Consider the following 24,372-nt stretch of genomic DNA (forward strand, 5'->3'; position numbering starts at 1 on the left):
GAGACAGCATGAAATTAAGACACACCGTCCTGGCCACGGCCGCGTTGCTGGCCATGGGCTCCCTGCCCGCCTGGGCCGACGAGGCCGCTGCCAAAAAGTGGATCGACAGCGAGTTCCAACCGTCCACCCTGACCAAGGCCCAGCAGGCCACCGAGATGAAGTGGTTCATCGACGCCGCGGCCAAACTGAAGGCCAAGGGCGTGAAGGAGATCTCGGTGGTTTCCGAGACCATCACCACGCACGAGTACGAAAGCAAGACGCTGGCCAAGGCCTTCACCGAAATCACCGGCATCACCGTCAAGCACGACCTCATTCAAGAGGGCGACGTGGTGGAGAAACTGCAGACCTCCATGCAGTCGGGCAAGTCGATCTACGACGGCTGGATCAGCGACTCTGACCTGATCGGCACGCACTACCGCTACGGCAAGATCATGAACCTGACCGACTACATGACCGGCGCGGGCAAAGAGTTCACCAACCCGGGTCTGGACATCAAGGACTTCATCGGTACCAGCTTCACCACCGGACCCGACAAGAAGCTCTACCAGCTGCCCGACCAGCAGTTCGCCAACCTGTACTGGTTCCGCGCCGACCTGTTTGCGCGCCAGGACCTCAAGGACAAATTCAAGGCGAAGTACGGCTACGACCTGGGCGTGCCCCTGAACTGGAGCGCCTACGAAGACATCGCCGAATTCTTCACCAACGACGTCAAGACCATTGACGGCAAGGCGATCTATGGCCACATGGATTACGGCAAGAAGGATCCCTCGCTGGGCTGGCGCTTCACCGATGCCTGGTTGTCGATGGCCGGCACCGCCGACGTCGGCATTCCGAATGGCAAGCCGGTGGATGAATGGGGCATTCGCGCGTCGGCCGATGGCTGCAATCCGCAGGGCGCCAGCGTCTCCCGGGGTGGCGCCACCAATTCCCCAGCGGCTGTGTACGCACTCACCAAGTACGTGGACTGGATGAAAAAGTACGCGCCCAAGGAAGCCACCGGCATGACCTTCGGCGAGGCTGGGCCGGTGCCTGCGCAAGGCCAGATCGCGCAGCAGATCTTCTGGTACACCGCCTTCACCGCCGACATGACCAAACCCGGTCTGCCGGTGGTGAATGCCGACGGTACGCCGAAATGGCGCATGGCCCCTGGCCCCAACGGACCGTACTGGAAGCAAGGCATGCAGAACGGCTACCAGGACGTGGGCTCGTGGACCTTCTTCGAAAAGCACGACGCCAACCGGACGGCAGCCGCTTGGCTGTACGCGCAATTCGTGACCGCCAAGACCACCTCGCTCAAGAAGACCATCGTGGGTCTCACACCCATTCGCGAGAGCGACATCCAGAGCAAGGCCATGACCGACATGGCGCCCAAGCTCGGCGGCCTGGTCGAGTTCTACCGCAGCCCGGCACGCGTGGCCTGGACCCCGACCGGCACCAACGTGCCCGACTATCCCAAGCTGGCCCAGCTCTGGTGGCAGAACGTGGCACAGGCCGTTACGGGTGAGAAGACGCCCCAGGCGGCCATGGACAACCTGGCCGAGCAGATGGACCAGGTCATGTCGCGGTTGGAGCGGGCTGGCATGGAGCGTTGCGCACCCAAGCTCAACGCCAAAGGCGACCCCAACAAGTACCTCAGTGACAAGGCCGCGCCGTGGAAGAAGCTGGCCAACGAAAAGCCCAAGGGTGAGACCATCGCCTACGACCAGCTGCTCAACGCATGGAAGAATGGCAAGGTCCGCTGAACCGGTGTCCCTGAAACTGTAGCAACCCGTCCTTCGCACCCCAGCGGTGCGAAGGACCATCCTCTCCTTCATGAAACGCGCAGAACTGATTGCATCGCTCACCGCTTCGCCGGATTTTGATCTGGCCATCGTGGGGGGCGGTGCCACCGGGCTGGGCGTGGCGCTCGACGCGGCTCTGCGCGGTTTTTCGGTCGTGCTGCTGGAGTCGCACGATTTCGCCGGTGGCACCTCGTCGCGGTCCACCAAGCTGCTACATGGCGGCGTGCGCTACCTGGCTCAGGGCAACCTGGCGCTGGTGCGCGAGGCGCTCGCCGAGCGTGCCACGGTGCTGCGCATCGCGCCGCACCTGGCGCAGCCGCTGCCCTTCGTCATGCCTTCCTACCGCTGGTGGCAAACCCCTTTCTATGGGTTGGGCCTGAAGCTTTACGACTTGCTCGCAGGCAGTGCCGGCCTGGGGCGCACCGAGTTCCTGAGCCGTGCACAGGCATTGCAGGCATTGCCCGGCGTGAACCCCAAGGGGTTGCGGGGCGGGGTGAAGTATTGGGATGGTCAGTTCGACGACGCGCGTCTGGCACTCGCGCTCGCGCGCAGCGCAGCGGCTGCGGGCGCCCGGGTACTGAACTACGCCGAAGTCACCGCCATTCGCCAGTCCACCGATGGGCAGAACCCGATGTCGACGCTGGAGGCCACCGACCGCCGCACCGGTACGGCATTGACGTTGCGTGCACGCTGTGTGGTCAATGCCACCGGCGTCTGGGTGGACGCGCTGCGCGATCGCACACAACCGCCTGCTTCCACGGAGGGCAGGCCGTCGCAAATGGTCAGCCCCAGCCAGGGGGTGCATGTGGTGGTGGATCGCGAGTTCATGCCCGGAGGCCACGCGCTGCTGGTTCCTCGCACGAGAGACGGCCGCGTGTTGTTTGCGGTGCCCTGGCTGGGCAAACTGGTGCTGGGCACCACGGACACCCCGCGCAAAGATCTGCCGCGAGAGCCCGACGCCTTTGCCGAAGAGCTGGAATTCATTCTCGCGGAGGCCAGCCAGGCGCTTGGCCGTCCTGTGCGCAAGGCCGACATCCGCAGTCTCTGGGTGGGGCTGCGGCCCCTGGTGGCTGCGCCCGCCTCGGCAGAGGGGGGCACGCAGGCCTTGTCGCGTGAGCACACCATCGTGGTCGACCCCAATGGCCTCGTCACTGTGACCGGCGGCAAATGGACCACCTACCGCGCCATGGCCGAAGACGTGCTGGAGCGCTGCTTTGCAACAAATCTGTTGCCGCGCCGCGCTGGAAGCCGCAGCGACAACCACCGCCTGCTCGGAGCGGGGTTGACCGGCTTGCCGGCCACGCCCCTGCATGCGGCGCCGGGCATGCACCTTTATGGTTCGGAATGGGCCGAAGTGCAGAAATGCCAGGGCCTGGGCAACCTCCTGGGCATGGGGTTGAATGAGGCCATGGTGCGCCATGCGGCGCGCGAGGAGTTCGCGCAAACCGTGGAAGACGTTCTGGCGCGCCGCTGGCGGGTGCTGTTCCTCGATGCGCGCCAGGCCGCCCTCATGGCACCGGCGGTGGCGGCCATCCTGGCCGAAGAGCTCGGCGGCGACCCCGACCTGGCGGGTTTTCTGGCCCTGTGCGAACGTTATCTGCCAGCGGTTTGACGCAAAACGGAAACCGTGCCATAATTTGCGGCTTCGCTTGAAAAGGCGGAGAACAATCTGCCCACCGAGAGGGGCTTCTTCTGGCGCAATGCCAGGGCAGGCCTTGAACGACGGGCCCAAGACTGATCACTCCCGGCCGTGGTGGCTGGGGGGATTCAAGTTGGGACTTAAATCAAATGATCCAAACGCAATCTCGACTCGATGTTGCCGACAACACGGGTGCCAAATCCGTGATGTGCATCAAGGTGCTCGGCGGCTCCAAGCGCCGTTACGCCAGCGTGGGCGACGTCATCAAAGTCACCATCAAGGAGGCAGCGCCTCGTGGCCGCGTCAAAAAAGGCGAGGTCTACAACGCTGTGGTGGTGCGCACCGCCAAGGGCATTCGCCGCCAGGACGGCGCCCTGATCAAATTCGACGGCAACGCAGCAGTGTTGCTCAACGCCAAGCTGGAGCCTATCGGCACCCGCATCTTCGGACCGGTCACGCGCGAGCTGCGCACCGAGAAGTTCATGAAGATCGTGTCGCTGGCACCCGAGGTTCTCTGAGGAATCATCATGAACAAGATTCGTAGTGGCGATGAAGTCATCGTGATTGCCGGGCGCGACAAGGGCAAGCGCGGCAAGGTTGTGCTTCGCAGCAGCGAAGACCGCGTTCTGGTCGAGGGCGTGAACCTCGTCAAGAAGCATGCCAAGCCGAACCCCGCCAAGGGCGAGACCGGCGGCATCATCGAGAAAACCATGCCCATCCACCAATCCAACGTCGCCATCTTCAATGGCGCCACCGGCAAGGCGGATCGTGTGGGCATCAAGCTTCTGGCTGACGGCAAGAAAGTGCGCGTCTTCAAGTCCAGCGGCGAAGAAATCAAGGCGGCATGACCATGGCACGTTTGCAAGAAGTTTTTCGCGACACCATCGCGCCCAGCCTCGTCGAGAAGTTCGGCTACAAGTCGATCATGGAGGTGCCCCGCATCACCAAGATCACGCTCAACATGGGTGTGAGCGAGGCCGTGGCCGACAAGAAGGTCATGGACAACGCCGTGGGCGACCTGACCAAGATCGCTGGCCAGAAGCCAGTGGTGACCAAGGCCCGCAAGGCCATCGCGGGTTTCAAGATTCGCGAGCAGCAGGCCATTGGCTGCATGGTGACCCTGCGCGGCGCCCGCATGTACGAATTCCTGGACCGTTTCGTCACCGTGGCATTGCCCCGCGTGCGCGACTTCCGCGGTATCTCCGGTCGCTCCTTTGATGGCCGTGGCAACTACAACGTCGGCGTCAAGGAACAGATCATTTTCCCTGAGATCGAGTACGACAAGGTTGATGCCTTGCGCGGTCTCAACATCAGCATCACGACGACCGCCAAGAACGATGAAGAGTGCAAGGCTCTTCTGGCCGGTTTCCGTTTCCCGTTCAAGAACTGAGGTGGCGCGTGGCTAAACAAGCACTACTGCAACGTGAACTCAAGCGCGAAAAGCTCGCGGCCAAGTTCGCCAAGAAATACACCGAGTTGAAGGCGACCGCCAACGACGCGAAGAAGAGCGACGAAGAGCGAGATGCGGCCCGTCTGGGTCTGCAGAAGCTGCCGCGCAATTCGAACCCGACCCGTCAGCGCAACCGCTGCGAGATCACCGGTCGTCCGCGCGGCACCTTTGCCCACTTCGGCCTGGCTCGCGCCAAGGTTCGTGAGATGGCGTTTGCCGGTGAAATCCCCGGCATCACCAAAGCCAGCTGGTAAGCCCTAGGAGAACCACAAATGAGCATGAGTGATCCTATTGCTGACATGTTGACCCGCATTCGCAACGCGCAGATGGTCGAAAAGGCCAGCGTTTCGATGCCGGCCTCCAAGGTCAAGGCCGCGATTGCCCAAGTCCTGAAGGACGAGGGTTATATCGACGGATTCCAGGTGAAGAGCACCGATGGCAAGAACGAACTCGAGATTGCCCTCAAGTACTACGCCGGTCGCCCCGTCATCGAGCGCATCGAACGCGTGAGCCGTCCCGGCCTTCGTGTCTACCGCGGTCGCAATGCCATCCCCCAGGTCCAGAACGGTCTGGGCGTGGCGATCGTCACGACGCCCCAGGGTGTGATGACCGACCGCAAGGCGCGCGCCACCGGTGTCGGTGGTGAAGTCCTGTGTTACGTCGCCTGATGCGGGCATTGAGGAGAATTTAATGTCACGTATTGGAAAACTGCCGGTCACCGTCCCTAATGGGGTGGAAGTTGCCGTCAAGGACGACCTGATCAATGTCAAGGGCACCCTGGGTGCCCTGGCGCTGGCGCAGAACGCGCTGGTCAAGGTGGAGAACAAGGCCGGCGTGCTGACCTTTGTTCCTGCCAACGAATCTCGCGAAGCCAATGCCATGTCGGGCACCATGCGTCAGCTGGTCAACAACATGGTCAATGGCGTCAGCAAGGGTTTCGAAAAGAAGCTGACTCTGCTGGGCGTGGGCTACAAGGCCCAGGCACAGGGTGCCAAGCTCAACCTCACCGTCGGCTATTCGCACCCCGTGGTGATGGACATGCCCGCCGGTATCAAGGTGGAAACGCCGACGCCGACCGAGATCGTGATCAAGGGTTCGGACCGTCAGCGTGTGGGCCAGATCGCTTCCGAGGTGCGAGCCGTTCGCCCCCCCGAGCCCTACAAGGGCAAGGGCATCCGCTATGCGGATGAAAAGGTCGTGATCAAGGAAACCAAGAAGAAATAAGGATCAGGATCATGTTGACCAAGAAAGAGCAACGTCTGCGCCGCGCGCGTCAAACGCGCATCCGCATTGCACAGCAAGGTGCCGTGCGCCTGACCGTGAACCGCACCAACCTGCACATCTACGCCAACGTCATTTCCGACGACGGCTCGAAGGTGCTGGCCTCTGCCTCCACGGCCGAAGCCGAAGTGCGCGCCCAGATCGGTGGCGCCGGCAAGGGTGGCAATGCCGCCGCTGCCGCCATCATCGGCAAGCGCATCGCCGAGAAGGCGAAAGCCGCCGGTATCGAGAAGGTCGCCTTCGACCGCTCCGGTTTTGCCTATCACGGCCGGGTGAAAGCCCTTGCTGACGCGGCCCGTGAAGCCGGTCTGCAGTTCTGATCAAACGGAATACTCAAAATGGCTAAATTTACGGCAAACATCAAGAACGAAGCGAACGAAGACGGCCTGCGCGAGAAGATGATCGCCATCAACCGCGTGACCAAGGTGGTCAAGGGCGGCCGCATCCTCGGTTTCGCTGCCCTCACCGTGGTCGGTGATGGCGATGGACGCGTCGGCATGGGCAAGGGCAAGGCGCGTGAAGTGCCGGTGGCCGTGCAGAAGGCCATGGAGCAGGCACGCCGCAACATGATCAAGGTGTCGCTCAAGAACGGCTCGCTGCACCACAGCGTGCACGGCGAGCACGGCGCTTCGAACGTCATGATGCTGCCCGCCGCCAAGGGTACCGGCATCATTGCCGGCGGCCCGATGCGTGCAGTCTTCGAAGTCCTGGGCATCACCGATGTCGTGGCCAAGAGCCATGGCTCGAGCAATCCCTACAACCTCGTGCGCGCCACTCTGGACGCGCTGAAGAACTCGACCACTCCTGCTGACGTGGCTGCCAAGCGCGGCAAGTCGGTCGAAGAAATCGTGGGCTGACTGGAGCGAACATGACCACTCAAAACACCGTCAAGGTCCAACTGGTGCGCAGCCCCATTGGTACCAAGCAGTCGCACCGCGACACCGTTCGCGGCCTTGGCCTGCGCAAGCTCAACAGCATCAGCGAGCTGCAGGACACGCCCGCCGTGCGCGGCATGATCAACAAGATCAGCTATCTGGTCAAGATCGTCTGATCGGAGTCACTGTATGCAACTCAATACCATCAAGCCTTCTGAAGGCTCCAAGCATGCCAAGCGCCGCGTTGGCCGTGGCATTGGCTCCGGCCTGGGCAAGACCGCCGGTCGTGGCCACAAGGGTCAAAAGTCGCGCTCGGGCGGCTACCACAAGGTGGGCTTTGAAGGCGGCCAGATGCCCCTGCAACGTCGCCTGCCCAAGCGTGGCTTCAAGTCCACGCAATTGCAGTACAACGCCGAAGTCACGCTGAGTGACCTCAACGCCCTCGAGGCTGTCGAGGTGGACATGCTCGTGCTGAAGCAGGCCGGCCTGGTTCCGCACCTGGCCAAGCGCGTGAAGGTCGTCAAGACCGGCGAAATCACCCGCGCAGTCACGCTCAAGGACATCGGCGTCACCGCTGGTGCCAAGCTGGCCATTGAAGCCGCTGGCGGCTCCCTGGCAGCCTGACTGGAACTGAACGGAAGCTATCTGTGGCAACTGGTTCGACGTCCCTGGCCAAAACCGGAAAGTTCGGCGACTTGCGTCGCCGGCTGGTCTTTCTGTTGCTGGCGCTGGTGGTGTATCGCATCGGGGCGCACATTCCTGTGCCCGGCATCGACCCCGCTCAACTGGAACGACTGTTCCAGGGGCAGCAGGGCGGCATTCTGAGCCTGTTCAACATGTTCTCGGGCGGCGCACTTTCGCGCTTCACCGTGTTCGCGCTGGGGATCATGCCGTACATCTCGGCCTCGATCATCATGCAGCTCATGACCTACGTGGTGCCCACGTTCGAGCAGTTGAAGAAAGAGGGCGAAGCCGGTCGCCGCAAGATCACCCAGTACACGCGCTACGGCACGCTGGGTCTGGCCATCTTCCAGTCCATGGGCATTGCACTTGCGCTGGAAGGTCAGGCCGGTCTGGTGATTGATCCAGGCATGGGCTTCCGACTGACTGCGGTGGTGAGCCTGGTGGCGGGCACGATGTTCCTGATGTGGCTGGGTGAGCAAATCACCGAGCGCGGTCTCGGCAATGGCATCTCCATCCTGATTTTTGCAGGCATTGCTGCCGGGTTGCCAAGTGCCGTGGGTGGCCTGCTGGAACTGGTGCGCACCGGTGCCATGAACATCCTGGTGTCGATCTTCATCATCGCGCTCGTGGTCCTCGTCACCTACTTTGTGGTTTTCGTCGAGCGCGGTCAGCGCAAGATTCTGGTGAATTACGCGCGCCGTCAGGTGGGCAACAAGGTGTACGGGGGCCAGTCCTCACACCTGCCGCTCAAGCTGAACATGGCTGGCGTGATTCCGCCCATCTTTGCGTCCAGCATCATCCTGCTGCCCACCACGGTGGTGAGCTGGGTGAGTACCGGTGATTCCACCCGCTGGTTGCGCGATATCGCTTCGGCGCTGTCGCCAGGACAACCGATTTACGTGGCGCTGTACGCGGCGGCCATCATCTTCTTCTGCTTTTTCTACACGGCGCTGGTGTTCAACAGCCGCGAAACCGCAGACAACCTGAAGAAGAGCGGCGCGTTCATTCCTGGTATTCGCCCTGGTGACCAGACCGCCCGCTACATCGACAAGATACTTTTGCGGCTGACGCTGGCCGGTGCCATTTACATCACCGCCGTCTGCCTGCTGCCCGAGTTCCTGATCCTGAAGTACAACGTGCCGTTCTATTTTGGCGGCACCTCCCTGTTGATCATCGTGGTGGTCACCATGGACTTCATGGCCCAGGTTCAGAATTACATGATGTCGCAGCAATATGAGTCGCTGTTGAAAAAGGCCAACTTCAAGACCTCCCTCGGCAATTAGTTTTTATGGCCAAGGATGACGTGATCGAGATGCAAGGAGAGGTTGTTGAAAACCTCCCCAATGCGACCTTCAGGGTCAAACTCGAAAACGGACATGTGGTTCTGGGGCACATCTCCGGAAAGATGCGGATGCACTACATCCGGATCCTGCCGGGAGACAAGGTCAAGGTAGAGCTCACGCCCTACGACCTCACGCGGGCGCGGATCGTGTTTCGCTCGAAGTGAGTGGTCAGCTGTTGAATGTTTTTGGAATATCTAGGAGAAGACTATGAGAGTTTCGGCTTCGGTCAAGAAAATGTGCCGCAACTGTAAGATCATCAAGCGGCATGGTGTTGTGCGAGTCATTTGCACCGACCCGCGTCACAAGCAGCGCCAAGGCTGATTGTTTAGTTCAGAGGACCCAACATGGCTCGTATTGCAGGCATCAACATTCCGCCGCACAAGCACGCCGAAATCGGCTTGACGGCAATCTTCGGCATTGGTCGCACACGCGCTCGCAAAATCTGCGAAGCCTGTGGAATCGACTATTCGAAGAAGATCAAAGACCTGAGCGACGCGGAGCTTGAAAAAGTGCGCGATCAGGTCGGTGTGTTCACGATCGAGGGTGACCTGCGCCGTGAAACCACCATGAACATCAAGCGTTTGATGGACATCGGTTGCTACCGTGGTTTCCGTCATCGCCGTGGTCTGCCGCTGCGTGGTCAGCGCACCAAGACCAACGCCCGTACGCGCAAGGGTCCCCGCAAGGCCGCCCAGTCGCTGAAGAAGTAATCGGTAAGAAGGACCCTCATGGCCAAGTCTCCCTCCACCAGCGCATCCGCCCGCGTTCGCAAAAAAGTCCGCAAGAACATTGCCGACGGCATCGCGCACGTGCACGCGTCGTTCAACAACACCATCATCACCATCACCGATCGCCAGGGCAACGCCTTGTCGTGGGCATCGTCGGGTGGTCAGGGGTTCAAGGGTTCGCGCAAGTCGACGCCGTTCGCCGCCCAGGTGGCGTCCGAAGTGGCGGGCCGCGCTGCCATTGAACAGGGCATCAAGAACCTGGACGTCGAGATCAAGGGCCCAGGCCCGGGTCGCGAGTCTTCGGTGCGTGCTCTGGGTGCTCTGGGCATCCGCATCAACTCGATTTCCGATGTGACGCCGGTGCCGCACAACGGCTGCCGCCCACAGAAGCGCCGCCGCATCTGATGCGTGACCGCTGACGCGGTATAATCGAAAGCTTTTTTCGAGCGCCACCGCAGTCGCCTGCGGTGGCATTTTTGCTAAGCCCACCGCCACCTCCACCGCGAGATGGCTCCCGCAACAACAGGTTGCGGCAGTGATACAAGGAAACCAAAGTGGCACGTTACCTCGGCCCCAAGGCCAAACTCTCCCGTCGGGAAGGCTCCGACCTGTTGCTCAAGAGCGCCCGCCGCTCCATCAGCGACAAGGCCAAGTTCGACTCCAAGCCCGGCCAGCATGGCCGCACCTCTGGCCAGCGCACCTCCGATTTCGGCGTGCAGCTGCGCGAGAAGCAGAAGGTCAAGCGCACCTATGGCGTGCTGGAACGCCAGTTCCGCCGTTACTTCGCTGAAGCCGATCGCCGCCGTGGCAACACCGGCGCCAACCTCCTTTTCCTGTTGGAAGCCCGTCTGGACAACGTCGTTTTCCGCATGGGGTTCGCATCCACCCGTGCCGAAGCCCGCCAAATCGTTTCGCACAAGGCGATCACGGTCAACGGCAAAGCGGTCAACATTCCTTCCTACTCGGTCAAGGCCGGCGACGTGATCGCCGTGCGCGAGAAGTCCAAGAAGCAGGGCCGTGTGATCGAGGCGCTCGAACTGGCCAAGCAAATTGGCTTCCCCGCCTGGGTCGACGTCTCCGTCGACAAGGTCGAAGGCGTGTTCAAGAAATCGCCTGATCGTGATGAGTTCGCGTCCGACGTGAACGAATCGCTGATCGTCGAACTGTATTCCCGTTAATTTCGTTCCCGGTCACGCCTTCGGCGCGATCGGGCCATGCTCCGTCTGCCTTATCGGTGTAACGAGCCGAGGGTACTGAAGGAAGTTTGAATGCTGAACAATCTGCTCAAGCCCAAGACCATCAACGTCGAACAAGTGTCGACCAATCGCGCCAAAGTCACGCTCGAGCCTTTCGAGCGCGGCTACGGACACACGCTGGGCAACGCCCTGCGTCGGGTCCTGTTGTCTTCCATGACCGGCCACGCGCCGACCGAAGTCACCATCGCCGGGGTGGTGCACGAGTACTCCTCCATTGATGGCGTCCAGGAAGACGTCGTCAACATGCTGCTGAACCTCAAGGGCGTGGTGTTCAAGCTCCACAACCGCGATGAAGTCACGCTGAGCCTGCGCAAGGATGGCGAAGGCCTGGTTACGGCCGCCGACATCCAGACGCCGCACGACGTCGAGATCGTCAACCCGGGCCACGTAATCGCCACGCTGTCTGCCGGCGCCAAGCTGGACATGCAGATCAAGGTGGAGAAAGGCCGCGGCTACGTGCCCGGCAGCCTGCGCCGCAACGACGACCAAGCGCGTTCCATCGGTCGCATCGTGCTTGACGCTTCGTTCTCTCCTGTCAAGCGCGTGAGCTACACCGTGGAGAGTGCACGCGTCGAGCAGCGCACCGACCTCGACAAGCTTGTGCTGGAGATCGAGACCAACGGTTCGATCGGTCCGGAAGAAGCCGTGCGCGCTTCGGCCAAGATCCTGGTGGAACAGCTCGCGGTGTTCGCGCAGCTCGAAGGCGTGGAACTCTCCGCTTTCGATGCACCGGCCCAGCGCAGCTCGCAACAGTTCGATCCGATCCTGCTCCGCCCTGTGGACGAGCTCGAACTCACCGTGCGTTCGGCCAACTGCCTCAAGGCCGAGAACATTTACTACATCGGTGACCTGATCCAGCGCACCGAGAACGAGCTGCTCAAGACCCCCAACCTGGGTCGCAAGTCGCTCAACGAGATCAAGGAAGTGCTCGCTTCACGCGGCCTGACCTTGGGCATGAAGCTGGAAAACTGGCCGCCCGCCGGCCTCGACAAGCACTGAAGACAGTCAACTGTCTGACGAACTCCCAGTACCTGATACGGCTGGGGGCAAAACACTGAAAAGGAAACTCAAATGCGTCACGGACACGGACTTCGTAAACTCAACCGCACCAGCGAGCACCGCCTCGCCATGCTGCGCAACATGATGAACTCGCTGCTCACGCACGAAGTCATCAAGACCACGGTGCCCAAGGCCAAAGAGCTGCGCCGCGTGGTCGAACCCATGATCACGCTGGCCAAAGTGGCCACGGTGGCCAACCGCCGCCTCGCTTTTGACCGCCTGCGCGACCGCGATGTGGTCGTCAAGCTGTTCAACGAGCTGGGCCCGCGCTTCAAGGCCCGTCCTGGTGGTTACACGCGCATCCTGAAAATGGGTTACCGCGTGGGCGACAACGCACCAATGGCGCTGGTCGAGCTGGTGGACCGCGCAGAAGATGCGGCGCCGGCTGCAGATGCCGACAAGGCGTGATAGAATATAAGGCTTGACGCGGAGTGGAGCAGCCTGGTAGCTCGTTGGGCTCATAACCCAAAGGTCGCAAGTTCAAATCTTGCCTCCGCAACCAACAAAATCAAGCACTTGCTTGTCATCGAAGCCCTCGGAAACGAGGGCTTTTTTGTGGGCGTTTCTCGCTGCAGAGGGTGGTCAAAGGTTCACCACCAATTCGCCTTCCCGTCGAAGCGCGTTGACGCGCTCGAGCTCGTTGAGCAATTCGATGAGCCACGCTCTGCTGGCCGCGGCATCGCTCTTGAGTTCAGGGGACAGGCCGCGCGCGAAGTAGTCGGTCTGCAGGACCCAGTTGTGCAGCGTTTCCAGCGGGATGCTCTGCCATTCAAGCAGCTTGAACTTGATCAACACCTTGTGCGCATGGCGCCGGTGTTTCTCGGGCTGCGTGACGAACTGTTCCAGGCGGCTGCGGGCCCGTGCGAGTGCGCCATCCAGATCCTGGAATACCGCGCCGTGCCCGGGAATGACGGTGGCGGGCTGCAGGCGTTCAATCAGGTCCAGGGTCTGGGCCACGTCGTCAAACGCCGATTCGCCTTCGAGTTCGGGAAACACGATGCCGAAGCCGTTCTCCCACAGCGCGTCCGCCGAAATCAGCACGCGCAGCTCGGGTTGAAAGAGCACGATGGAATGCGGGTCGTGGCCCTTGGCCGCGTGAACCTCCCAGAGCAGCGAACCCATCTGCACCGAGGTCCCGGGTGTCAGCAGATGCTGGTGTCTGAACCGTGGGCAGGTCTGGCCGGTGGGCTCGTAGGTCAGGGCCACGGCGTCCCATCGCCGAACCGCATCGGCCTGACCTGGGGGTATCCAGGTCTCGAGCGACGGATGGGCATGTTGAAGCGCCGCGTTTCCCCCGCAGTGGTCGCTGTGCAGGTGGGTGTTGAACAGATGCTCGAGCGGTCGCCCCTGGAGCGCGGCATCCACCAGGGCCACGGTCTGTTCGGCGTGGCTTGAATAGCCGGAGTCCACCAGGGTGGCTGGACCATCGCCCTGAATGAGCGTGTTGTTGGACGAAAGCCAGCCACGCTCCAGAACGGTCACGCCGGCCAGTAGCAGGTCTGCAGATGAGCCAGACGTCGCCATGCTCAGTGCGGGGCCGGTGTGCGCAAGGCCCGGCGGAGGATTTTCCCCACATTGCTCTTGGGCAACTCGTCGCGAAACTCGATGTGGCGCGGCCGCTTGTAGCCCGTGAGGTTCTCCTGGCAGAAGCGGGCCACGTCTTCCTCCCGGAGGCTGGGGTCCGAGCGCACCACAAAGACCTTGACCGCTTCGCCCTGCTTGTCGTCTTCCACGCCAATGGCTGCGCATTCCAGTACGCCGGGGCACAGCGAGATGGTGTTCTCCAGTTCGCTGGGGAACACGTTGAAGCCCGACACCAGGATCATGTCCTTCTTGCGGTCGACGATGCGCGTGTAGCCTCGCTCGTCCATCACGCCCACGTCGCCGGTGCGCATGAATCCGTCGGCAGTGAATGCGTTGGCTGTTTCTTCGGGCTGGTTGTAGTAGCCCTGCATCACGTTGGGGCCCTTGATGCAGATTTCACCGGTTTCGCCCAGCGCAAGGCTGTTGCCGGCTTCGTCCTTGATGGCGATGTCGATGCCCGGCAGCGGCAGCCCGATGGTGCCGCTGAATTCGCGCGCGTTCACCGGGTTGTTGGTGCCGATGGCGCAGGTCTCGCTCATGCCCCAGCCTTCGATCATGGCGCAGCCTGTCACCGACATCCATTGCCGTGCCGTGCCTTCGGAAGCGGCCATGCCTCCAGCCTGCGACATCACCAGTTGCGAAAAGTCGAGTTGGCGGAACTGGGGGTTTTGCAACAAGGCGTTGAAAAGCGTGTTGACGGCGGGCAGCAGGTGGAAAGGCCGGCGCTTGAGCGTCTCCACGAATTTCGGGATGTCCCTGGGGTTGGGAATCAACGTCATGTGCGCGCCCCAGCGGATGCACAGCAGGCTCAGCGTCAGCGCGAAGATGTGGTACAGCGGCAAGGCGGCAATGCCGTTCACGCGGCGCAGATCGCCCACGCGCTGCAGCGCCGGCGAAAACCAGGCCTCGGCCTGAAGGATGGCGGCGATCACGTTCCGGTGGGTCAGCACCGCGCCTTTGGACAGCCCGGTGGTGCCGCCGGTGTACTGGAGGAAGGCCACCGAATCGAGCGTCTCGCCGCTGGGCTGGAGGTGGCGGGCCGCGCCTTCTGCCAGCGCCTGGCGAAACGAGACGATGGTGCGTGCACCCACTGCGCCGGTGAGCGGCAATTTGTAAGAGGGCACCATCCTGGCAAGGTGACGCACCGCAAACGTCAGCCAGCGCCCGTACCAGAAGCCGAGAAGATCGCCGAGGCTGCTCACCACCACGTGTTCCAGCGCCGTGCGGTCGATCACTTCTTCCAAAGTGTGCGCAAAGTTCTCGAGAATGATGATGGCCTGCGCGCCCGAATCCTTGAGCTGGTGCTCCAGCTCGCGCGCGGTGTAGAGCGGATTGACGTTGACCACGGTGTATCCCGCGCGCACCACGGCCGCCATGGCCACCAGAAACTGGGGAATGTTGGGCAGCATGATGGCCACCCGCGCACCTGGCGCAAGTCCCTTCCCTTGCAGCCAGGCCCCCAGGGCGCTGCTGTATTCGTCCAGCTCGCCGTAGGTCGTCCAGCGTTCCATGCAGACGCTGACAGGCTCGCGCGCGTGCTGTTTGAACGATTCTTCCAGCAGCGCTGCCAGCGACCGGTAGCGCTCGGGCGCCACGTCGTGGGCAACGCCTTCGGGGTATTGGGATAGCCAGTGACGGGTCATGGTGGTCCGGGGTGTGCGTGGATCGGAACAGGCATTCTGGCAAGGCAGTGAGAGGCGGGGAACCGGGCGAGCCCTAGGGGTCTGTCACACAAAGCACACCGGCGCCTCATCACGGAGACGAACCGTCAGCGCGAGCGAGTTCGGCGGCCAGTGCGAGGCTGCAATCTTCCAGGGGTGCGTCGAACAGGGTGGTGATCCAGCGCGATTCCCTCTGGCGGATGTGGTCCAGAAAAGGGCGCGCATCGCCCAGCGCCGCAAAAGCGTCGAAGCCGCTTTCAAGGAAGTGCTGCAGCGAATCCAGGCCTGCCGCGCGTGCCGGGTTGCGCATCATCCGCAGGGCCAGACGGAGCGCTTTCATGCGCGTGAGCCGCTGCAGCTCAGACCCCATGTGCTGCACCACCGCGAGCTGCCGCTCGCGCGCGGGTCGGTCGCCGGCCAGGCGCCAGCTCAGCGTGTAGCGCCGGGCGGGAGGAAGTGAAGCGTCCTGGGCGAGCCAGTGGCGGGCGAGCTCGTGGTCGAGCACTTCGGTCAGCGCATGCGCTTCGGCCAGGTCCACCGCGAGCTGCGCAACCGCTTCGGGGAACAGCCGCTCCAGCGCACCCGCGATGCGGCCGAACTGCGCGTCGCGCTGGGCGAAGTCTCGAACCCCGTAAAGCTCATCCAGAAAAAAGCGTGTCGCCGGTGCAAAGGTTGGTTCCTGGGCAAGGTCGGCATAGGTGGCCCTGAACCTCTGGGCCTGCAGGTGTTTTACCTCGTTCACCGCCGCGGCCATGCCCGCCACCTGGGCCTGCAGGCGCAGTTGTTGCACGCGGTCCAGATGGGTGCGGATGCGGTCGGCGGCACGGTCGGGCTGGCTCATGGGAAATGATGATCTGGGAAAGACGGACCAGTCTAATTCGATGCGGCTGCCGCGTGCGATAGTGTGGCGATGCAGGAACCGATCTCCAAAATCCCACCCACAGAACTCGCAGAGCCTCTGGTGCGGGCCGGTTCGGCCCTGGCGCGCCTGCAGCAGTGGCTGATGGCGGCCACGCTGCTCTTCACCGTGTTCTGGCTGATTTTCTGGTGGCCGCGTTCGCCGTTTGTTGCGCTGCTGGGCGTGGTGCTGAGTGTGGGCGGTTACGCGTTTGTGCTGGCGCTTGAAGGCCTTGCGGCCGCCTGGTTGAACCGGCTCGATGAAGCGCCTCGCGCGGGATGGCGCGATCTGCTGGGGGCCTGGTGGCAAGAAGTTCGCGTGGCCCCGCAGGTGTTCGCCTGGCGCCAGCCGTTTCGCTGGGCCAGCCTGCCCGATTCCGACGAGCCCTCAGGCTCCGGCACGCCTGCCGTGGTGTTCATCCACGGCTTCGTCTGCAACCGCGGCCTCTGGCTCCCCTGGATGAAGCGCCTGCGCGATCAGGGCGTGCCCTATGTGTCGGTCAATCTCGAACCGGTGTTCGGCAGCATCGACGACTATGCCCAGCTGATTTCCGAAGGTGTGCGGCGCGCGCAGGCCCTGACGGGCGCACCGCCGATGCTGGTCTGTCACAGCATGGGGGGGCTGGCCGCGCGCGTCTGGCTGGCCAGCGAGCCAGAGACACCGGTGCACCGGGTGGTCACCATCGGCAGCCCGCACCGGGGCACCTGGCTGGGGCGCTTCAGTCGGGTCGCCAATGGCCGGCAGATGCGGTTGGGCGGCGACTGGTTGCGGGCGCTGCAAGCGCGCGAAGCGCAGATCAACCCGACGCACACCTACGCACGGTTTGTCTGCTGGTACTCGAACGCCGACAACATTGTGTTCCCGGCGTCCACCGCCACCTTGCCCGGCGCCGACAACCGGCTGCTCCCCGGCGCAGCCCACGTGGCCATGGCGTTTCACCCCAGGGTGATGAGCGAATCGCTCGCGCTGCTCTCGTCGGCCGCGAGTTCCCCCAGCGAGCGCACCGCTGCATAAAGCGGCGCGAAGTCGGGAGCGGTCATGTCGAACAGCTGTTTGAAGCTGTCGATGACAAAGTAAGTGGCCTGGAAATCGTCGATCTTGTAGCGCGTGCGCATGCAGCGCAGCAAATCCAGCTTCACCCGTTGAGGGTGCTGGCTGGTCACGCTGTGCTTGAGCTCGCTGGAAGAACTCAGAATGCCCGCCCCGTAGGCCCGCAGGCCATCGGGCTGGCGTATCAGGCCGAACTCGATCGTGTACCAGTACAGCCGCGAGAGCAGCTCCCCCGCGCCCAGATCATGCGCCTTGAGGCCACCGGCGCCGTATCGCTGCACGTAGTCGGCGAACACCGGGTTGAACAGCAGCGGCACGTGGCCGAACAGGTCGTGGAACACGTCCGGCTCGACGATGTAGTCGAATTCTTCGGGCGTGCGGATCCAGTCCGTCACCGGAAAGCGGCGGTTCGCCAGCAGATCGAAGAACGGTCGCTCCGGGATCAGGCCCGGCACCGCCACGATCTCCCAGCCAGTGGCGGGCTTCAGGCGCTCGTTGATTTCTTCAAAGCGTGGAATGCGGTCGCGCACGCCCAGCGAGGGCAGGGCCTCGATGAACGCATCGCACGCAAGGCCGGGCAGCAGCGCGGTCTGGCGTGCGTAGAGCCGGCGGTAGGTGTCGTGGTCGGCGTCGGTGTACGACGCCCAGTTTTGTGGGCAGGTGTAGTCGGCGTGGGCGCGCTCGTAGTCGCCACGGGGTGGGCGCTCGCTGGCGCCATACACAACAGGTTCAACGGCCATGGCGGTGGCCCCTCATGCCTTCAGCACGCCGCGGCGCACCTGGTCCAGTTCCATGGTTTCAAACAGCGCCTTGAAATTGCCCTCACCAAAACCCTGGTTGCCCTTGCGCTGGATGAACTCGAAAAAGATCGGGCCGAGCTGGTTCTCGCTGAAGATCTGGAGCAGCAGCTCGCCGGGCACACCATCGACGAGGATGTTGCGCTGCTTCAGGGCCTCCAGGTTTTCGCCATGGTCTGGAATGCGCTTGGGCAGCAGCTCGTAGTAGGTCTCGCTGGTGTTGAGCAGCTTCACGCCACTGAGCTCGAGCGCGTCCACGGTGTCGTACAGGTTGGTCGAGCCCATGGCAATGTGCTGGATGCCCTCGCCGTGGTAACGGTCCAGGTACTCCTGGATCTGGCCGGCTTTTTCGTTGCCCTCTTCATTGATGGGGATGCGGATCTTGCCGCAGGGGCTGGTCATGGCCTTGCTCTTCACCCCGGTGGCCTGGCCCTCGATGTCGAAGTAGCGCACCTCGCGGAAGTTGAACAGGCGCTCGTAGAAGCCAGCCCACTCCTCCATGCGGCCGCGGTGCACGTTGTGGGTGAGGTGGTCGATGTAGGTCAGGCCATGGCCCGCCGGGTTGAGCTCGGCGCCGGGCAGGGGCTCGAAGTCCACGTCGAAGAACCCGATGTTGCCGATTTCACCTTCTTTGGCCCCATTCTTGCCGCGCCACCGGTCGATGAAATAGATGATGGAGTCGCCGATGCCCTTGATGGCGGGGATGTTGAGTTCACCCGGGCCGGCGGATTGCGCGTAACCCCAGGCGCCGAGCGAAATGGCGCGCTCATAGGCCGCCTTGGCGTCTTTCACCCGGAAAGCGATCGCGCAGACGCTGGGCCCGTGCAGACGAGCGAAACGCTGGGCGAAGCTGTCGGGTTCGGCGTTGATGATGAAGTTGATCTCCCCCTGGCGGTACAGCGTGACAGCCTTGTGGCGGTGCTTTGCGATCGGCTTGAATCCCATGCGCTCGAACAGAGCACCCATGGCCACGGGATCGGGCGCGGCGTATTCGATGAACTCAAAGCCATCGGTGCCCATGGGGTTCTCCCAAGGGGTCGCGGCGGTCTGGGCGGCGGCGGGCAGTGCGCTGTTCATGTCTGTCTCCATATTGGTTGGCGGATTGCGCCACTGTATCGGCGCAGCGTGTCACGATTTCGGCGTTTCGGGGCGTCCCACTTGTCTGGATTGCAGGAAACCTGCAAACTTCCGCCTATGGATGCACTTGACAAGCTCGATCGCCAGATTCTCCGCAGCCTGCAGGCCGATGGCCGGGCCACCTACGACCAGATTGCGGAATCCGTGGGCCTCTCGCCCAGCGCGGTGCTGCGCCGTGTGCGGCGCCTGGAAGAGGCGCATGTGATCGACCGCTACGTGGCGCTCGTGCGGCCGGAGGCAGTGGGGCTGGGGCTTACGGCGCATGTGAACGTGCGGCTGGAGAAACACGCTGGCAGCGCCAAACGCAGCCCCATGGACCAGTTCCGAGCGAGCGTGCTGAGCTGGCCGGAGGTGGTGGAGTGTGCAGCGCTCACCGGCGAGATGGACTTCCAGCTGCGCCTGGTGGTGGCCGACATGGCGGCCTACTCGCGCTTCATGATGGACACCCTGCTCAAACACCCCAGCGTGCAGGACTGCAAGACCAGCTTCGTGATGGACCGCGTGAAAAGCACCACGGCGCTGCCGGTTTGAGGCCGCACCAGTGCCCCGCTCGTCGGTTCCCCTTGCTTTAGGGGTCTCAGTCCTTGTGAATATAGGGAAAACCCGTACATTCGCCGCATGGTGAATTCCGAGAAAACCTCCACGCCCGTCGTGCCCATCCGCTCCATCGGCCCGGGGCAGGTGGAGCGCATTGAGGCGCACCTGCTGGCGCTGGAGCCGCACGACCGGTACCTGCGTTTTGGCTACGCGGCCAACGACGAGCAGATCCAGCGCTACGTGGCGCAGTTGAATTTCGATCGAGACGAGCTGTTCGGCATTTTCAACCGCAAGCTCGAACTCATCGCCATGGCCCACCTGGCCTTCTCGCTCGACCCCAAGTACACGAGTTGCGCCGAGTTCGGCGTGTCGGTGGCGAAGAGCGCGCGCGGCCGGGGCTACGGCAGCCGCCTGTTCGAGCGCGCGGTCATGCACGCGCGCAACGAGGGGGTGAACATGCTGTTCATCCATGCGCTGTCGGAGAACACGGCCATGCTCAAGATCGCACGCCATGCCGGCGCGGTCATCGAGCGAGATGGCTCGGAGTCCGAGGCGCACCTGCGCCTGCCCCCGGCCGACTTCGATTCGCGCGTGACCGAAATGGTCAACCAGCAAGTGGCCATCACCGACTACCACTTCAAGGCTCAGGCCAAGCAGTTCTGGGGTTTGCTCTCGGTGCTGCAGGACATTCGGCGCGGCGTACGCGACGCGCGCGAACGCGTTCGCGGCTGAGGCGCCGCCCGGCACCGACGGGCGGCGTTGCTTTGCGCCGCGCCACCTGCTTGGGGTATCCTTTCGGACCGTTACAACCCCCTAACTATCTTCAGTGGCCGAATCCCCTCCCAGTAGTGGGCCGCAGCGCAGCCTGCGGCATGCCGACAAACGTGGTTTCCTGCAAAAGCTCGCGGAATTCATCCACCCCGGGCCGGACTCCAAGGACGAGCTGATCGAGACCCTTGCCGAGGCCGAGGACAACGACATCATCAACGCCGAATCGCGGGTGATGCTCGAAGGTGTGATCCGCATCGCCGACATGACCGCAGGCGACGTGATGGTGGCCACCCCGCGCATGGACGTGCTCGATATCGACGCTCCGTACGACGAGTTGCTTCACCTCGTCATCGACACCGCGCACTCGCGCTTTCCGGTCTACGAGGGGGAGCGGGAAAACATCATCGGCATCCTGCTGGCCAAGGATCTGCTCAAGTTGCAGCGCGCGCCCGAGCTCAACATTCGTGCCCTGTTGCGCCCGGCCACCTTTGTGCCCGAAACCAAGGGTCTCAACGACCTGTTGCGCGAGTTCCGTGGCAACCGCAACCACCTCGCCATCGTGATCGACGAGTTCGGCCGCGTGGCCGGCCTCATCACCATCGAAGATGTGCTTGAGGAAATCGTGGGCGAGATCGAGGATGAATTCGATGTGGCTGAAGATGAGGGCGACATTTTCGCCCTGGCCGACGGCACCTGGCGCGTGAGCGGCGACACGCCGATCGAGCGCATCAACGAGTCCTTCGGCCTCAAACTGCCCGAGGAAGATTTCGACACCATTGGCGGCATGATCGCGCACGCCATGGGTCATGTGCCCAAACGCGGAGAGACGCACGAACTCGAAGGCCTGCGCTTTGTCGTGCTGCACACCAAGGGTGGCGCGGTGAAGTGGTTCAAGGTCGCGCCTGTACCGGGTGAGGCCTGAGGCCGCCTGACCCATGCGAAGCCTGTTCGGATCGCTGCACACGCCGTCGAGTTTCAACCCGATGAGCCGGCGCCCGCCAGGGCGCAGCGCGCGCGGCAGCGGATTCTTCTGGTGGTTGCTCTGCCTGCTGGGTGGCGCCTTGCAGGCGGCCTCCATCGCCTGGCCGCTGAAGGACTGGGCCTTGCCCGGCGCGGTGCCGGGCCAGCCCAATGGTTTCTGGCAAATCGTGTCGCTGGCCCTGCTGGTGCTGGCGCTGCAGTTTGCCACCCGCGTCGGGCAGGCCGTGTGGCGCGGCTGGGTGTTCTCCACGGTGTGGCTGGCCGGCACGTTCTGGTGGCTGTTCGTTTCCATGCACACCTATGGCGGGCTGCCCGCGTGGCTGGCGGTGCTGGCGGTGCTGGCTCTCGCCGGTTTCCTCTCGATCTATTACGCGGTGGGCGTCGGCTTTCTGTGTGCGTGGGCGCCCGTTTCCCGCACGGCGCAAGCACTCATGTTCGCCTCGCTGTGGACGCTGGCCGAACTCGCGCGCGGTCACTGGTTCACCGGCTTTCCGTGGGGCGCGGGCGGTTACGCCCAGGTCGATCTCATGGCCGTGTGGGCGCCTCTGGTGGGCGTGTACGGCATGGGTTTCATTGCGGCGGTGCTGGCCTACACGCTGGCCTCGGTGGTATCCGGGTTGTGGCGGCGGCTGAGCGTGTGGATGCTCTCACCCGTGAGCCGCCCCACCGGGCGCACTGCTGCAGGTTCCCGCGTGGCGGCGCCGGGTGCTCGGGTCCAGGCCCGCATCGTGCCGGGCTTGTCCGATGGCTGGTGGGGGCTCGCGCGCACGCTTTTGCTGCTCCTCTCGGTAGGCCTGCTGCTGACCAGCGTGGTCGGGGGTGGCCAGGCCTGGCGCAATCTCGGCCAGCGCCATACCGCCAGCACGGGTGAGCTGCGGGTGTGGTTGTTGCAGGGCAACATCGCGCAGGATCAGAAATTTGTGCCGGGCACCGGCATCGCCCAGGCTCTGGAGTGGTACCCACGCCAGATCGCCGAGGCCGTGGCCGCCACCCGGGCCTCCCCCACCAGCGGGCCGCAGCTGGTGGTGGCACCCGAGACCGCCGTGCCCCTGCTGCCGGACCAACTGGGCCCGGCGTTCTGGCAGCCGCTGCTGGGCGACCTGGCGCAGCAGCCCAGCGGCAGCAACGCCGTGGGCGTGCTGGTGGGTTTGCCACTGGGCAGCATGGAAACGGGGTACACCAATTCGGTGTGGGGCCTCACCGCCGATTCGGCGCGTCAGGCAGCTGGCCGGCTCAACGCCAGCGACAACGGCATCTACACCTACGACAAACACCACCTCGTGCCCTTCGGCGAGTTCATCCCGCCCCTGTTCCGCTGGTTCACCAACCTCATGAACATCCCGCTTGGCGACTTCAACCGGGGCGCATTGCCTCAACCCGCCTGGGTGCTGGGCAGCCAGCGCATCTCACCCAACATCTGCTATGAGGATTTGTTCGGCGAAGAGCTCGCGGCCTCATTCCGGGATCCCGAGGTCGCGCCCACCTTGCTGGTGAACCTGAGCAACATAGCCTGGTTTGGCGACACCATCGCGATCGATCAGCACCTTCACGCTTCACGCCTGCGCGCCATTGAACTGGGGCGGCCCATGCTGCGAGCCACCAACACCGGCGCCACCGCTGTCATTGACCACCGCGGCCAGGTGACGCACGCGCTGGAGCGCCTCACCCGCGGCCGGCTTGAAGCCACGGTGGAAGGCCGCAGTGGCCTCACGCCCTATGCCGACTGGGCCGCGCGCTGGGGCCTGGCGCCCCTCTGGATCGGCTGCCTCACGCTCGTGCTGCTGATCGCCGCGATGCGGGGCCTGGGCCGGCGCGGCGGGCGCACGCGCCGCCGCTGAGCGCGGCCCGTAAAATCACGCGATCGGCCGGCGCGATCGGCTGGTCGCCCGCCTCCCCAATCCCGATCCCTCTCGCCGGGCAGCGCCCCGGCCTTCCTGCATGTTGACCTTCCAGCAAATCATCCTGACCCTGCAGTCCTATTGGGACCGCCAGGGCTGCGCGCTGCTGCAGCCCTACGACATGGAAGTCGGCGCAGGCACCAGCCACACCGCCACCTTCTTGCGCGCGCTCGGGCCTGAGCCCTGGAAGGCCGCCTATGTGCAACCCAGCCGCCGCCCTAAAGATGGCCGCTACGGCGAGAACCCCAACCGCCTGCAGCACTACTACCAGTACCAGGTGGTGCTGAAGCCCGCGCCTTCCAACATCCTCGAGCTGTACCTGGGCAGCCTGGAGGCGCTCGGCTTCGATCTCAAGAAAAACGACATCCGCTTCGTGGAAGACGACTGGGAGAACCCCACGCTGGGTGCCTGGGGCCTGGGCTGGGAGGTGTGGCTGAACGGCATGGAAGTCACGCAGTTCACCTACTTCCAGCAAGTGGGCGGCATCGACTGCAAGCCCATCACCGGCGAGATCACCTATGGCCTGGAGCGCCTGGCCATGTACCTGCAGGGCGTGGACAACGTCTACAACCTCAAGTGGACCGACACCATGAGTTATGGGGACGTGTATCTCCAGAACGAAAAGGAGCAGTCGGCCTACAACTTCGAGCACTCGGACGCCGACTTCCTGTTCACCGCCTTCGGTGCACACGAAAAACAGGCGAAGTACCTGATGGAGCAGCAGCTCGCGCTGCCCGCCTACGAGCAGGTCCTGAAATGCGCACACAGCTTCAACCTGCTGGACGCGCGCGGGGCCATCAGCGTCACCGAACGTGCCGCCTACATCGGCCGCATCCGCAACCTGGCGCGTGCCGTGGCGCAGAGCTACTACGAAAGCCGCGAGCGTCTGGGCTTTCCCATGGCGCCGCGCGAGTGGGTGGCACAGATTGAGAAGAAGGCCGCTTGAAGGCCGCGTGAAAGTA

At 63.3% G+C, this 24,372-nt stretch carries 31 protein-coding genes and 1 tRNA gene; 27 read left to right on the plus strand and 5 right to left on the minus strand.

The genetic code is table 11. The features are described from left to right. Positions 1-8 precede the first annotated feature (8 nt). The 21 genes from CAP37_RS00545 (at position 9) to CAP37_RS00645 (ending at position 12,598) form a co-directional block, all read left to right on the plus strand. A complete protein-coding gene (locus CAP37_RS00545; protein ID WP_086122368.1) occupies positions 9-1,742 on the plus strand; it encodes an ABC transporter substrate-binding protein in 1,734 nt (577 codons plus the stop codon). Positions 1,743-1,812: 70 nt separating this feature from the next. Beyond that, positions 1,813-3,393, plus strand: a complete 1,581-nt coding sequence (locus CAP37_RS00550; protein ID WP_086122369.1) for a glycerol-3-phosphate dehydrogenase/oxidase — start codon at positions 1,813-1,815, stop codon at positions 3,391-3,393. Between the two features lie 176 nt (positions 3,394-3,569). After that, entirely contained in the window at positions 3,570-3,938 is a 369-nt protein-coding gene (rplN, locus tag CAP37_RS00555) for a 50S ribosomal protein L14 (RefSeq protein ID WP_056268999.1), read from the plus strand. A gap of 9 nt (positions 3,939-3,947) precedes the next feature. Then, a complete protein-coding gene (rplX, locus tag CAP37_RS00560) occupies positions 3,948-4,268 on the plus strand; it encodes a 50S ribosomal protein L24 (RefSeq protein ID WP_086122370.1) in 321 nt (106 codons plus the stop codon). Positions 4,269-4,270: 2 nt separating this feature from the next. Beyond that, positions 4,271-4,810 (plus strand): 50S ribosomal protein L5, encoded by a 540-nt coding sequence (rplE, locus tag CAP37_RS00565; protein WP_086124748.1) that lies wholly within the window; start codon positions 4,271-4,273, stop codon positions 4,808-4,810. Between the two features lie 8 nt (positions 4,811-4,818). After that, positions 4,819-5,124, plus strand: coding sequence for a 30S ribosomal protein S14 (gene rpsN / locus CAP37_RS00570; RefSeq protein WP_086122371.1), 306 nt, complete (start codon positions 4,819-4,821; stop codon positions 5,122-5,124). Positions 5,125-5,142: 18 nt separating this feature from the next. Beyond that, positions 5,143-5,538 (plus strand): 30S ribosomal protein S8, encoded by a 396-nt coding sequence (rpsH, locus tag CAP37_RS00575; protein ID WP_086122372.1) that lies wholly within the window; start codon positions 5,143-5,145, stop codon positions 5,536-5,538. 22 nt (positions 5,539-5,560) lie between these two features. After that, a complete protein-coding gene (gene rplF, locus CAP37_RS00580; protein WP_086122373.1) occupies positions 5,561-6,094 on the plus strand; it encodes a 50S ribosomal protein L6 in 534 nt (177 codons plus the stop codon). A gap of 11 nt (positions 6,095-6,105) precedes the next feature. Continuing rightward, positions 6,106-6,471: a 50S ribosomal protein L18 gene (gene rplR / locus CAP37_RS00585; RefSeq protein ID WP_086122374.1), complete on the plus strand. Its 366-nt coding sequence runs from the start codon at positions 6,106-6,108 to the stop codon at positions 6,469-6,471. A gap of 18 nt (positions 6,472-6,489) precedes the next feature. Then, entirely contained in the window at positions 6,490-7,008 is a 519-nt protein-coding gene (rpsE, locus tag CAP37_RS00590) for a 30S ribosomal protein S5 (RefSeq protein WP_086122375.1), read from the plus strand. Between the two features lie 11 nt (positions 7,009-7,019). Then, on the plus strand, positions 7,020-7,202 hold the full coding sequence (gene rpmD / locus CAP37_RS00595; protein ID WP_086122376.1) for a 50S ribosomal protein L30: 183 nt from the start codon (positions 7,020-7,022) through the stop codon (positions 7,200-7,202). A gap of 13 nt (positions 7,203-7,215) precedes the next feature. Continuing rightward, complete coding sequence (gene rplO / locus CAP37_RS00600) at positions 7,216-7,650, plus strand: 50S ribosomal protein L15 (RefSeq protein WP_086122377.1); 435 nt, start codon at positions 7,216-7,218, stop codon at positions 7,648-7,650. 23 nt (positions 7,651-7,673) lie between these two features. Further along, positions 7,674-8,993 (plus strand): preprotein translocase subunit SecY, encoded by a 1,320-nt coding sequence (gene secY / locus CAP37_RS00605; protein ID WP_086122378.1) that lies wholly within the window; start codon positions 7,674-7,676, stop codon positions 8,991-8,993. A 5-nt stretch (positions 8,994-8,998) separates the two neighbouring features. Then, entirely contained in the window at positions 8,999-9,217 is a 219-nt protein-coding gene (infA, locus tag CAP37_RS00610; protein ID WP_066267877.1) for a translation initiation factor IF-1, read from the plus strand. A 43-nt stretch (positions 9,218-9,260) separates the two neighbouring features. Beyond that, positions 9,261-9,374 carry a 50S ribosomal protein L36 gene (gene rpmJ / locus CAP37_RS00615; RefSeq protein ID WP_009514917.1) on the plus strand — a complete coding sequence of 38 codons (114 nt, stop codon included), beginning with the start codon at positions 9,261-9,263 and terminating at the stop codon, positions 9,372-9,374. Positions 9,375-9,397: 23 nt separating this feature from the next. Then, positions 9,398-9,763, plus strand: a complete 366-nt coding sequence (rpsM, locus tag CAP37_RS00620) for a 30S ribosomal protein S13 (RefSeq protein WP_086122379.1) — start codon at positions 9,398-9,400, stop codon at positions 9,761-9,763. An 18-nt stretch (positions 9,764-9,781) separates the two neighbouring features. Then, the gene (gene rpsK / locus CAP37_RS00625; RefSeq protein ID WP_056268973.1) at positions 9,782-10,186 is read left to right on the plus strand and encodes a 30S ribosomal protein S11; all 405 of its coding nucleotides are present in this window, start codon (positions 9,782-9,784) and stop codon (positions 10,184-10,186) included. A 149-nt stretch (positions 10,187-10,335) separates the two neighbouring features. After that, entirely contained in the window at positions 10,336-10,959 is a 624-nt protein-coding gene (gene rpsD / locus CAP37_RS00630; RefSeq protein WP_086122380.1) for a 30S ribosomal protein S4, read from the plus strand. A 90-nt stretch (positions 10,960-11,049) separates the two neighbouring features. Continuing rightward, positions 11,050-12,036, plus strand: a complete 987-nt coding sequence (rpoA, locus tag CAP37_RS00635; RefSeq protein ID WP_086122381.1) for a DNA-directed RNA polymerase subunit alpha — start codon at positions 11,050-11,052, stop codon at positions 12,034-12,036. A gap of 72 nt (positions 12,037-12,108) precedes the next feature. Continuing rightward, positions 12,109-12,504: a 50S ribosomal protein L17 gene (gene rplQ, locus CAP37_RS00640; protein ID WP_086122382.1), complete on the plus strand. Its 396-nt coding sequence runs from the start codon at positions 12,109-12,111 to the stop codon at positions 12,502-12,504. Positions 12,505-12,521: 17 nt separating this feature from the next. Continuing rightward, positions 12,522-12,598: transfer RNA gene (locus CAP37_RS00645), tRNA-Met, on the plus strand. 80 nt (positions 12,599-12,678) lie between these two features. Here CAP37_RS00645 and CAP37_RS00650 read toward each other — a convergent pair. The 3 genes from CAP37_RS00650 to CAP37_RS00660 form a co-directional block, all read right to left on the minus strand. After that, positions 12,679-13,620 (minus strand): MBL fold metallo-hydrolase, encoded by a 942-nt coding sequence (locus tag CAP37_RS00650; RefSeq protein ID WP_086122383.1) that lies wholly within the window; start codon positions 13,618-13,620, stop codon positions 12,679-12,681. Positions 13,621-13,622: 2 nt separating this feature from the next. Next, entirely contained in the window at positions 13,623-15,323 is a 1,701-nt protein-coding gene (locus tag CAP37_RS00655) for an AMP-binding protein (RefSeq protein ID WP_086122384.1), read from the minus strand. A gap of 109 nt (positions 15,324-15,432) precedes the next feature. After that, on the minus strand, positions 15,433-16,182 hold the full coding sequence (locus tag CAP37_RS00660) for a hypothetical protein (RefSeq protein ID WP_256926841.1): 750 nt from the start codon (positions 16,180-16,182) through the stop codon (positions 15,433-15,435). A gap of 120 nt (positions 16,183-16,302) precedes the next feature. On the opposite strand from CAP37_RS00660, the gene CAP37_RS00665 reads away from it, so the two are divergent. Then, entirely contained in the window at positions 16,303-17,253 is a 951-nt protein-coding gene (locus tag CAP37_RS00665) for an alpha/beta fold hydrolase (RefSeq protein WP_256926842.1), read from the plus strand. Here CAP37_RS00665 and phhA read toward each other — a convergent pair. Both phhA and hppD read right to left on the minus strand, forming a co-directional pair. Beyond that, positions 17,175-18,029: a phenylalanine 4-monooxygenase gene (gene phhA / locus CAP37_RS00670; protein WP_086122385.1), complete on the minus strand. Its 855-nt coding sequence runs from the start codon at positions 18,027-18,029 to the stop codon at positions 17,175-17,177. The genes CAP37_RS00665 and phhA overlap by 79 nt on opposite strands. A 12-nt stretch (positions 18,030-18,041) precedes the next feature. Continuing rightward, positions 18,042-19,163, minus strand: coding sequence for a 4-hydroxyphenylpyruvate dioxygenase (gene hppD, locus CAP37_RS00675; protein ID WP_086122386.1), 1,122 nt, complete (start codon positions 19,161-19,163; stop codon positions 18,042-18,044). A gap of 117 nt (positions 19,164-19,280) precedes the next feature. Between hppD and CAP37_RS00680 the strand changes: the two genes are divergently transcribed. From CAP37_RS00680 to glyQ, 5 genes are all read left to right on the plus strand, one after another. Beyond that, positions 19,281-19,754 carry an Lrp/AsnC family transcriptional regulator gene (locus tag CAP37_RS00680; protein ID WP_086122387.1) on the plus strand — a complete coding sequence of 158 codons (474 nt, stop codon included), beginning with the start codon at positions 19,281-19,283 and terminating at the stop codon, positions 19,752-19,754. Positions 19,755-19,841: 87 nt separating this feature from the next. Beyond that, entirely contained in the window at positions 19,842-20,492 is a 651-nt protein-coding gene (locus CAP37_RS00685) for a GNAT family N-acetyltransferase (protein WP_086122388.1), read from the plus strand. 94 nt (positions 20,493-20,586) lie between these two features. Further along, positions 20,587-21,453, plus strand: a complete 867-nt coding sequence (locus CAP37_RS00690; protein WP_179190097.1) for an HlyC/CorC family transporter — start codon at positions 20,587-20,589, stop codon at positions 21,451-21,453. 13 nt (positions 21,454-21,466) lie between these two features. Next, on the plus strand, positions 21,467-23,350 hold the full coding sequence (gene lnt, locus CAP37_RS00695; protein WP_256926843.1) for an apolipoprotein N-acyltransferase: 1,884 nt from the start codon (positions 21,467-21,469) through the stop codon (positions 23,348-23,350). 100 nt (positions 23,351-23,450) lie between these two features. Further along, positions 23,451-24,356, plus strand: coding sequence for a glycine--tRNA ligase subunit alpha (gene glyQ, locus CAP37_RS00700; protein WP_086122389.1), 906 nt, complete (start codon positions 23,451-23,453; stop codon positions 24,354-24,356). Positions 24,357-24,372 lie beyond the last annotated feature (16 nt).

Origin of the sequence: Hydrogenophaga sp. IBVHS1 (assembly GCF_002127265.1) — a bacterium.
GTDB lineage: Bacteria > Pseudomonadota > Gammaproteobacteria > Burkholderiales > Burkholderiaceae_C > Hydrogenophaga.

Excerpts from the sequence above, each read along its gene's own strand:
- rpsE (WP_086122375.1), top strand. The coding sequence starts at position 6,490 with ATGGCTAAATTTACGGCAAACATCAAGAACGAAGCGAACGAAGACGGC.
- hppD (WP_086122386.1), bottom strand. The coding sequence starts at position 19,163 with ATGAACAGCGCACTGCCCGCCGCCGCCCAGACCGCCGCGACCCCTTGG.
- phhA (WP_086122385.1), bottom strand. The coding sequence starts at position 18,029 with ATGGCCGTTGAACCTGTTGTGTATGGCGCCAGCGAGCGCCCACCCCGT.
- rpmD (WP_086122376.1), top strand. The coding sequence starts at position 7,020 with ATGACCACTCAAAACACCGTCAAGGTCCAACTGGTGCGCAGCCCCATT.
- rpoA (WP_086122381.1), top strand. The coding sequence starts at position 11,050 with ATGCTGAACAATCTGCTCAAGCCCAAGACCATCAACGTCGAACAAGTG.
- infA (WP_066267877.1), top strand. The coding sequence starts at position 8,999 with ATGGCCAAGGATGACGTGATCGAGATGCAAGGAGAGGTTGTTGAAAAC.
- CAP37_RS00650 (WP_086122383.1), bottom strand. The coding sequence starts at position 13,620 with ATGGCGACGTCTGGCTCATCTGCAGACCTGCTACTGGCCGGCGTGACC.
- rplO (WP_086122377.1), top strand. The coding sequence starts at position 7,216 with ATGCAACTCAATACCATCAAGCCTTCTGAAGGCTCCAAGCATGCCAAG.
- CAP37_RS00545 (WP_086122368.1), top strand. The coding sequence starts at position 9 with ATGAAATTAAGACACACCGTCCTGGCCACGGCCGCGTTGCTGGCCATG.
- CAP37_RS00685 (WP_086122388.1), top strand. The coding sequence starts at position 19,842 with ATGGTGAATTCCGAGAAAACCTCCACGCCCGTCGTGCCCATCCGCTCC.
- rplF (WP_086122373.1), top strand. The coding sequence starts at position 5,561 with ATGTCACGTATTGGAAAACTGCCGGTCACCGTCCCTAATGGGGTGGAA.
- rplN (WP_056268999.1), top strand. The coding sequence starts at position 3,570 with ATGATCCAAACGCAATCTCGACTCGATGTTGCCGACAACACGGGTGCC.
- rplQ (WP_086122382.1), top strand. The coding sequence starts at position 12,109 with ATGCGTCACGGACACGGACTTCGTAAACTCAACCGCACCAGCGAGCAC.
- rpsH (WP_086122372.1), top strand. The coding sequence starts at position 5,143 with ATGAGCATGAGTGATCCTATTGCTGACATGTTGACCCGCATTCGCAAC.
- CAP37_RS00655 (WP_086122384.1), bottom strand. The coding sequence starts at position 15,323 with ATGACCCGTCACTGGCTATCCCAATACCCCGAAGGCGTTGCCCACGAC.
- rpsM (WP_086122379.1), top strand. The coding sequence starts at position 9,398 with ATGGCTCGTATTGCAGGCATCAACATTCCGCCGCACAAGCACGCCGAA.
- rpsK (WP_056268973.1), top strand. The coding sequence starts at position 9,782 with ATGGCCAAGTCTCCCTCCACCAGCGCATCCGCCCGCGTTCGCAAAAAA.
- rplE (WP_086124748.1), top strand. The coding sequence starts at position 4,271 with ATGGCACGTTTGCAAGAAGTTTTTCGCGACACCATCGCGCCCAGCCTC.
- CAP37_RS00660 (WP_256926841.1), bottom strand. The coding sequence starts at position 16,182 with ATGAGCCAGCCCGACCGTGCCGCCGACCGCATCCGCACCCATCTGGAC.
- glyQ (WP_086122389.1), top strand. The coding sequence starts at position 23,451 with ATGTTGACCTTCCAGCAAATCATCCTGACCCTGCAGTCCTATTGGGAC.
- rplX (WP_086122370.1), top strand. The coding sequence starts at position 3,948 with ATGAACAAGATTCGTAGTGGCGATGAAGTCATCGTGATTGCCGGGCGC.
- CAP37_RS00680 (WP_086122387.1), top strand. The coding sequence starts at position 19,281 with ATGGATGCACTTGACAAGCTCGATCGCCAGATTCTCCGCAGCCTGCAG.
- rpmJ (WP_009514917.1), top strand. The coding sequence starts at position 9,261 with ATGAGAGTTTCGGCTTCGGTCAAGAAAATGTGCCGCAACTGTAAGATC.
- CAP37_RS00550 (WP_086122369.1), top strand. The coding sequence starts at position 1,813 with ATGAAACGCGCAGAACTGATTGCATCGCTCACCGCTTCGCCGGATTTT.
- lnt (WP_256926843.1), top strand. The coding sequence starts at position 21,467 with ATGCGAAGCCTGTTCGGATCGCTGCACACGCCGTCGAGTTTCAACCCG.
- rplR (WP_086122374.1), top strand. The coding sequence starts at position 6,106 with ATGTTGACCAAGAAAGAGCAACGTCTGCGCCGCGCGCGTCAAACGCGC.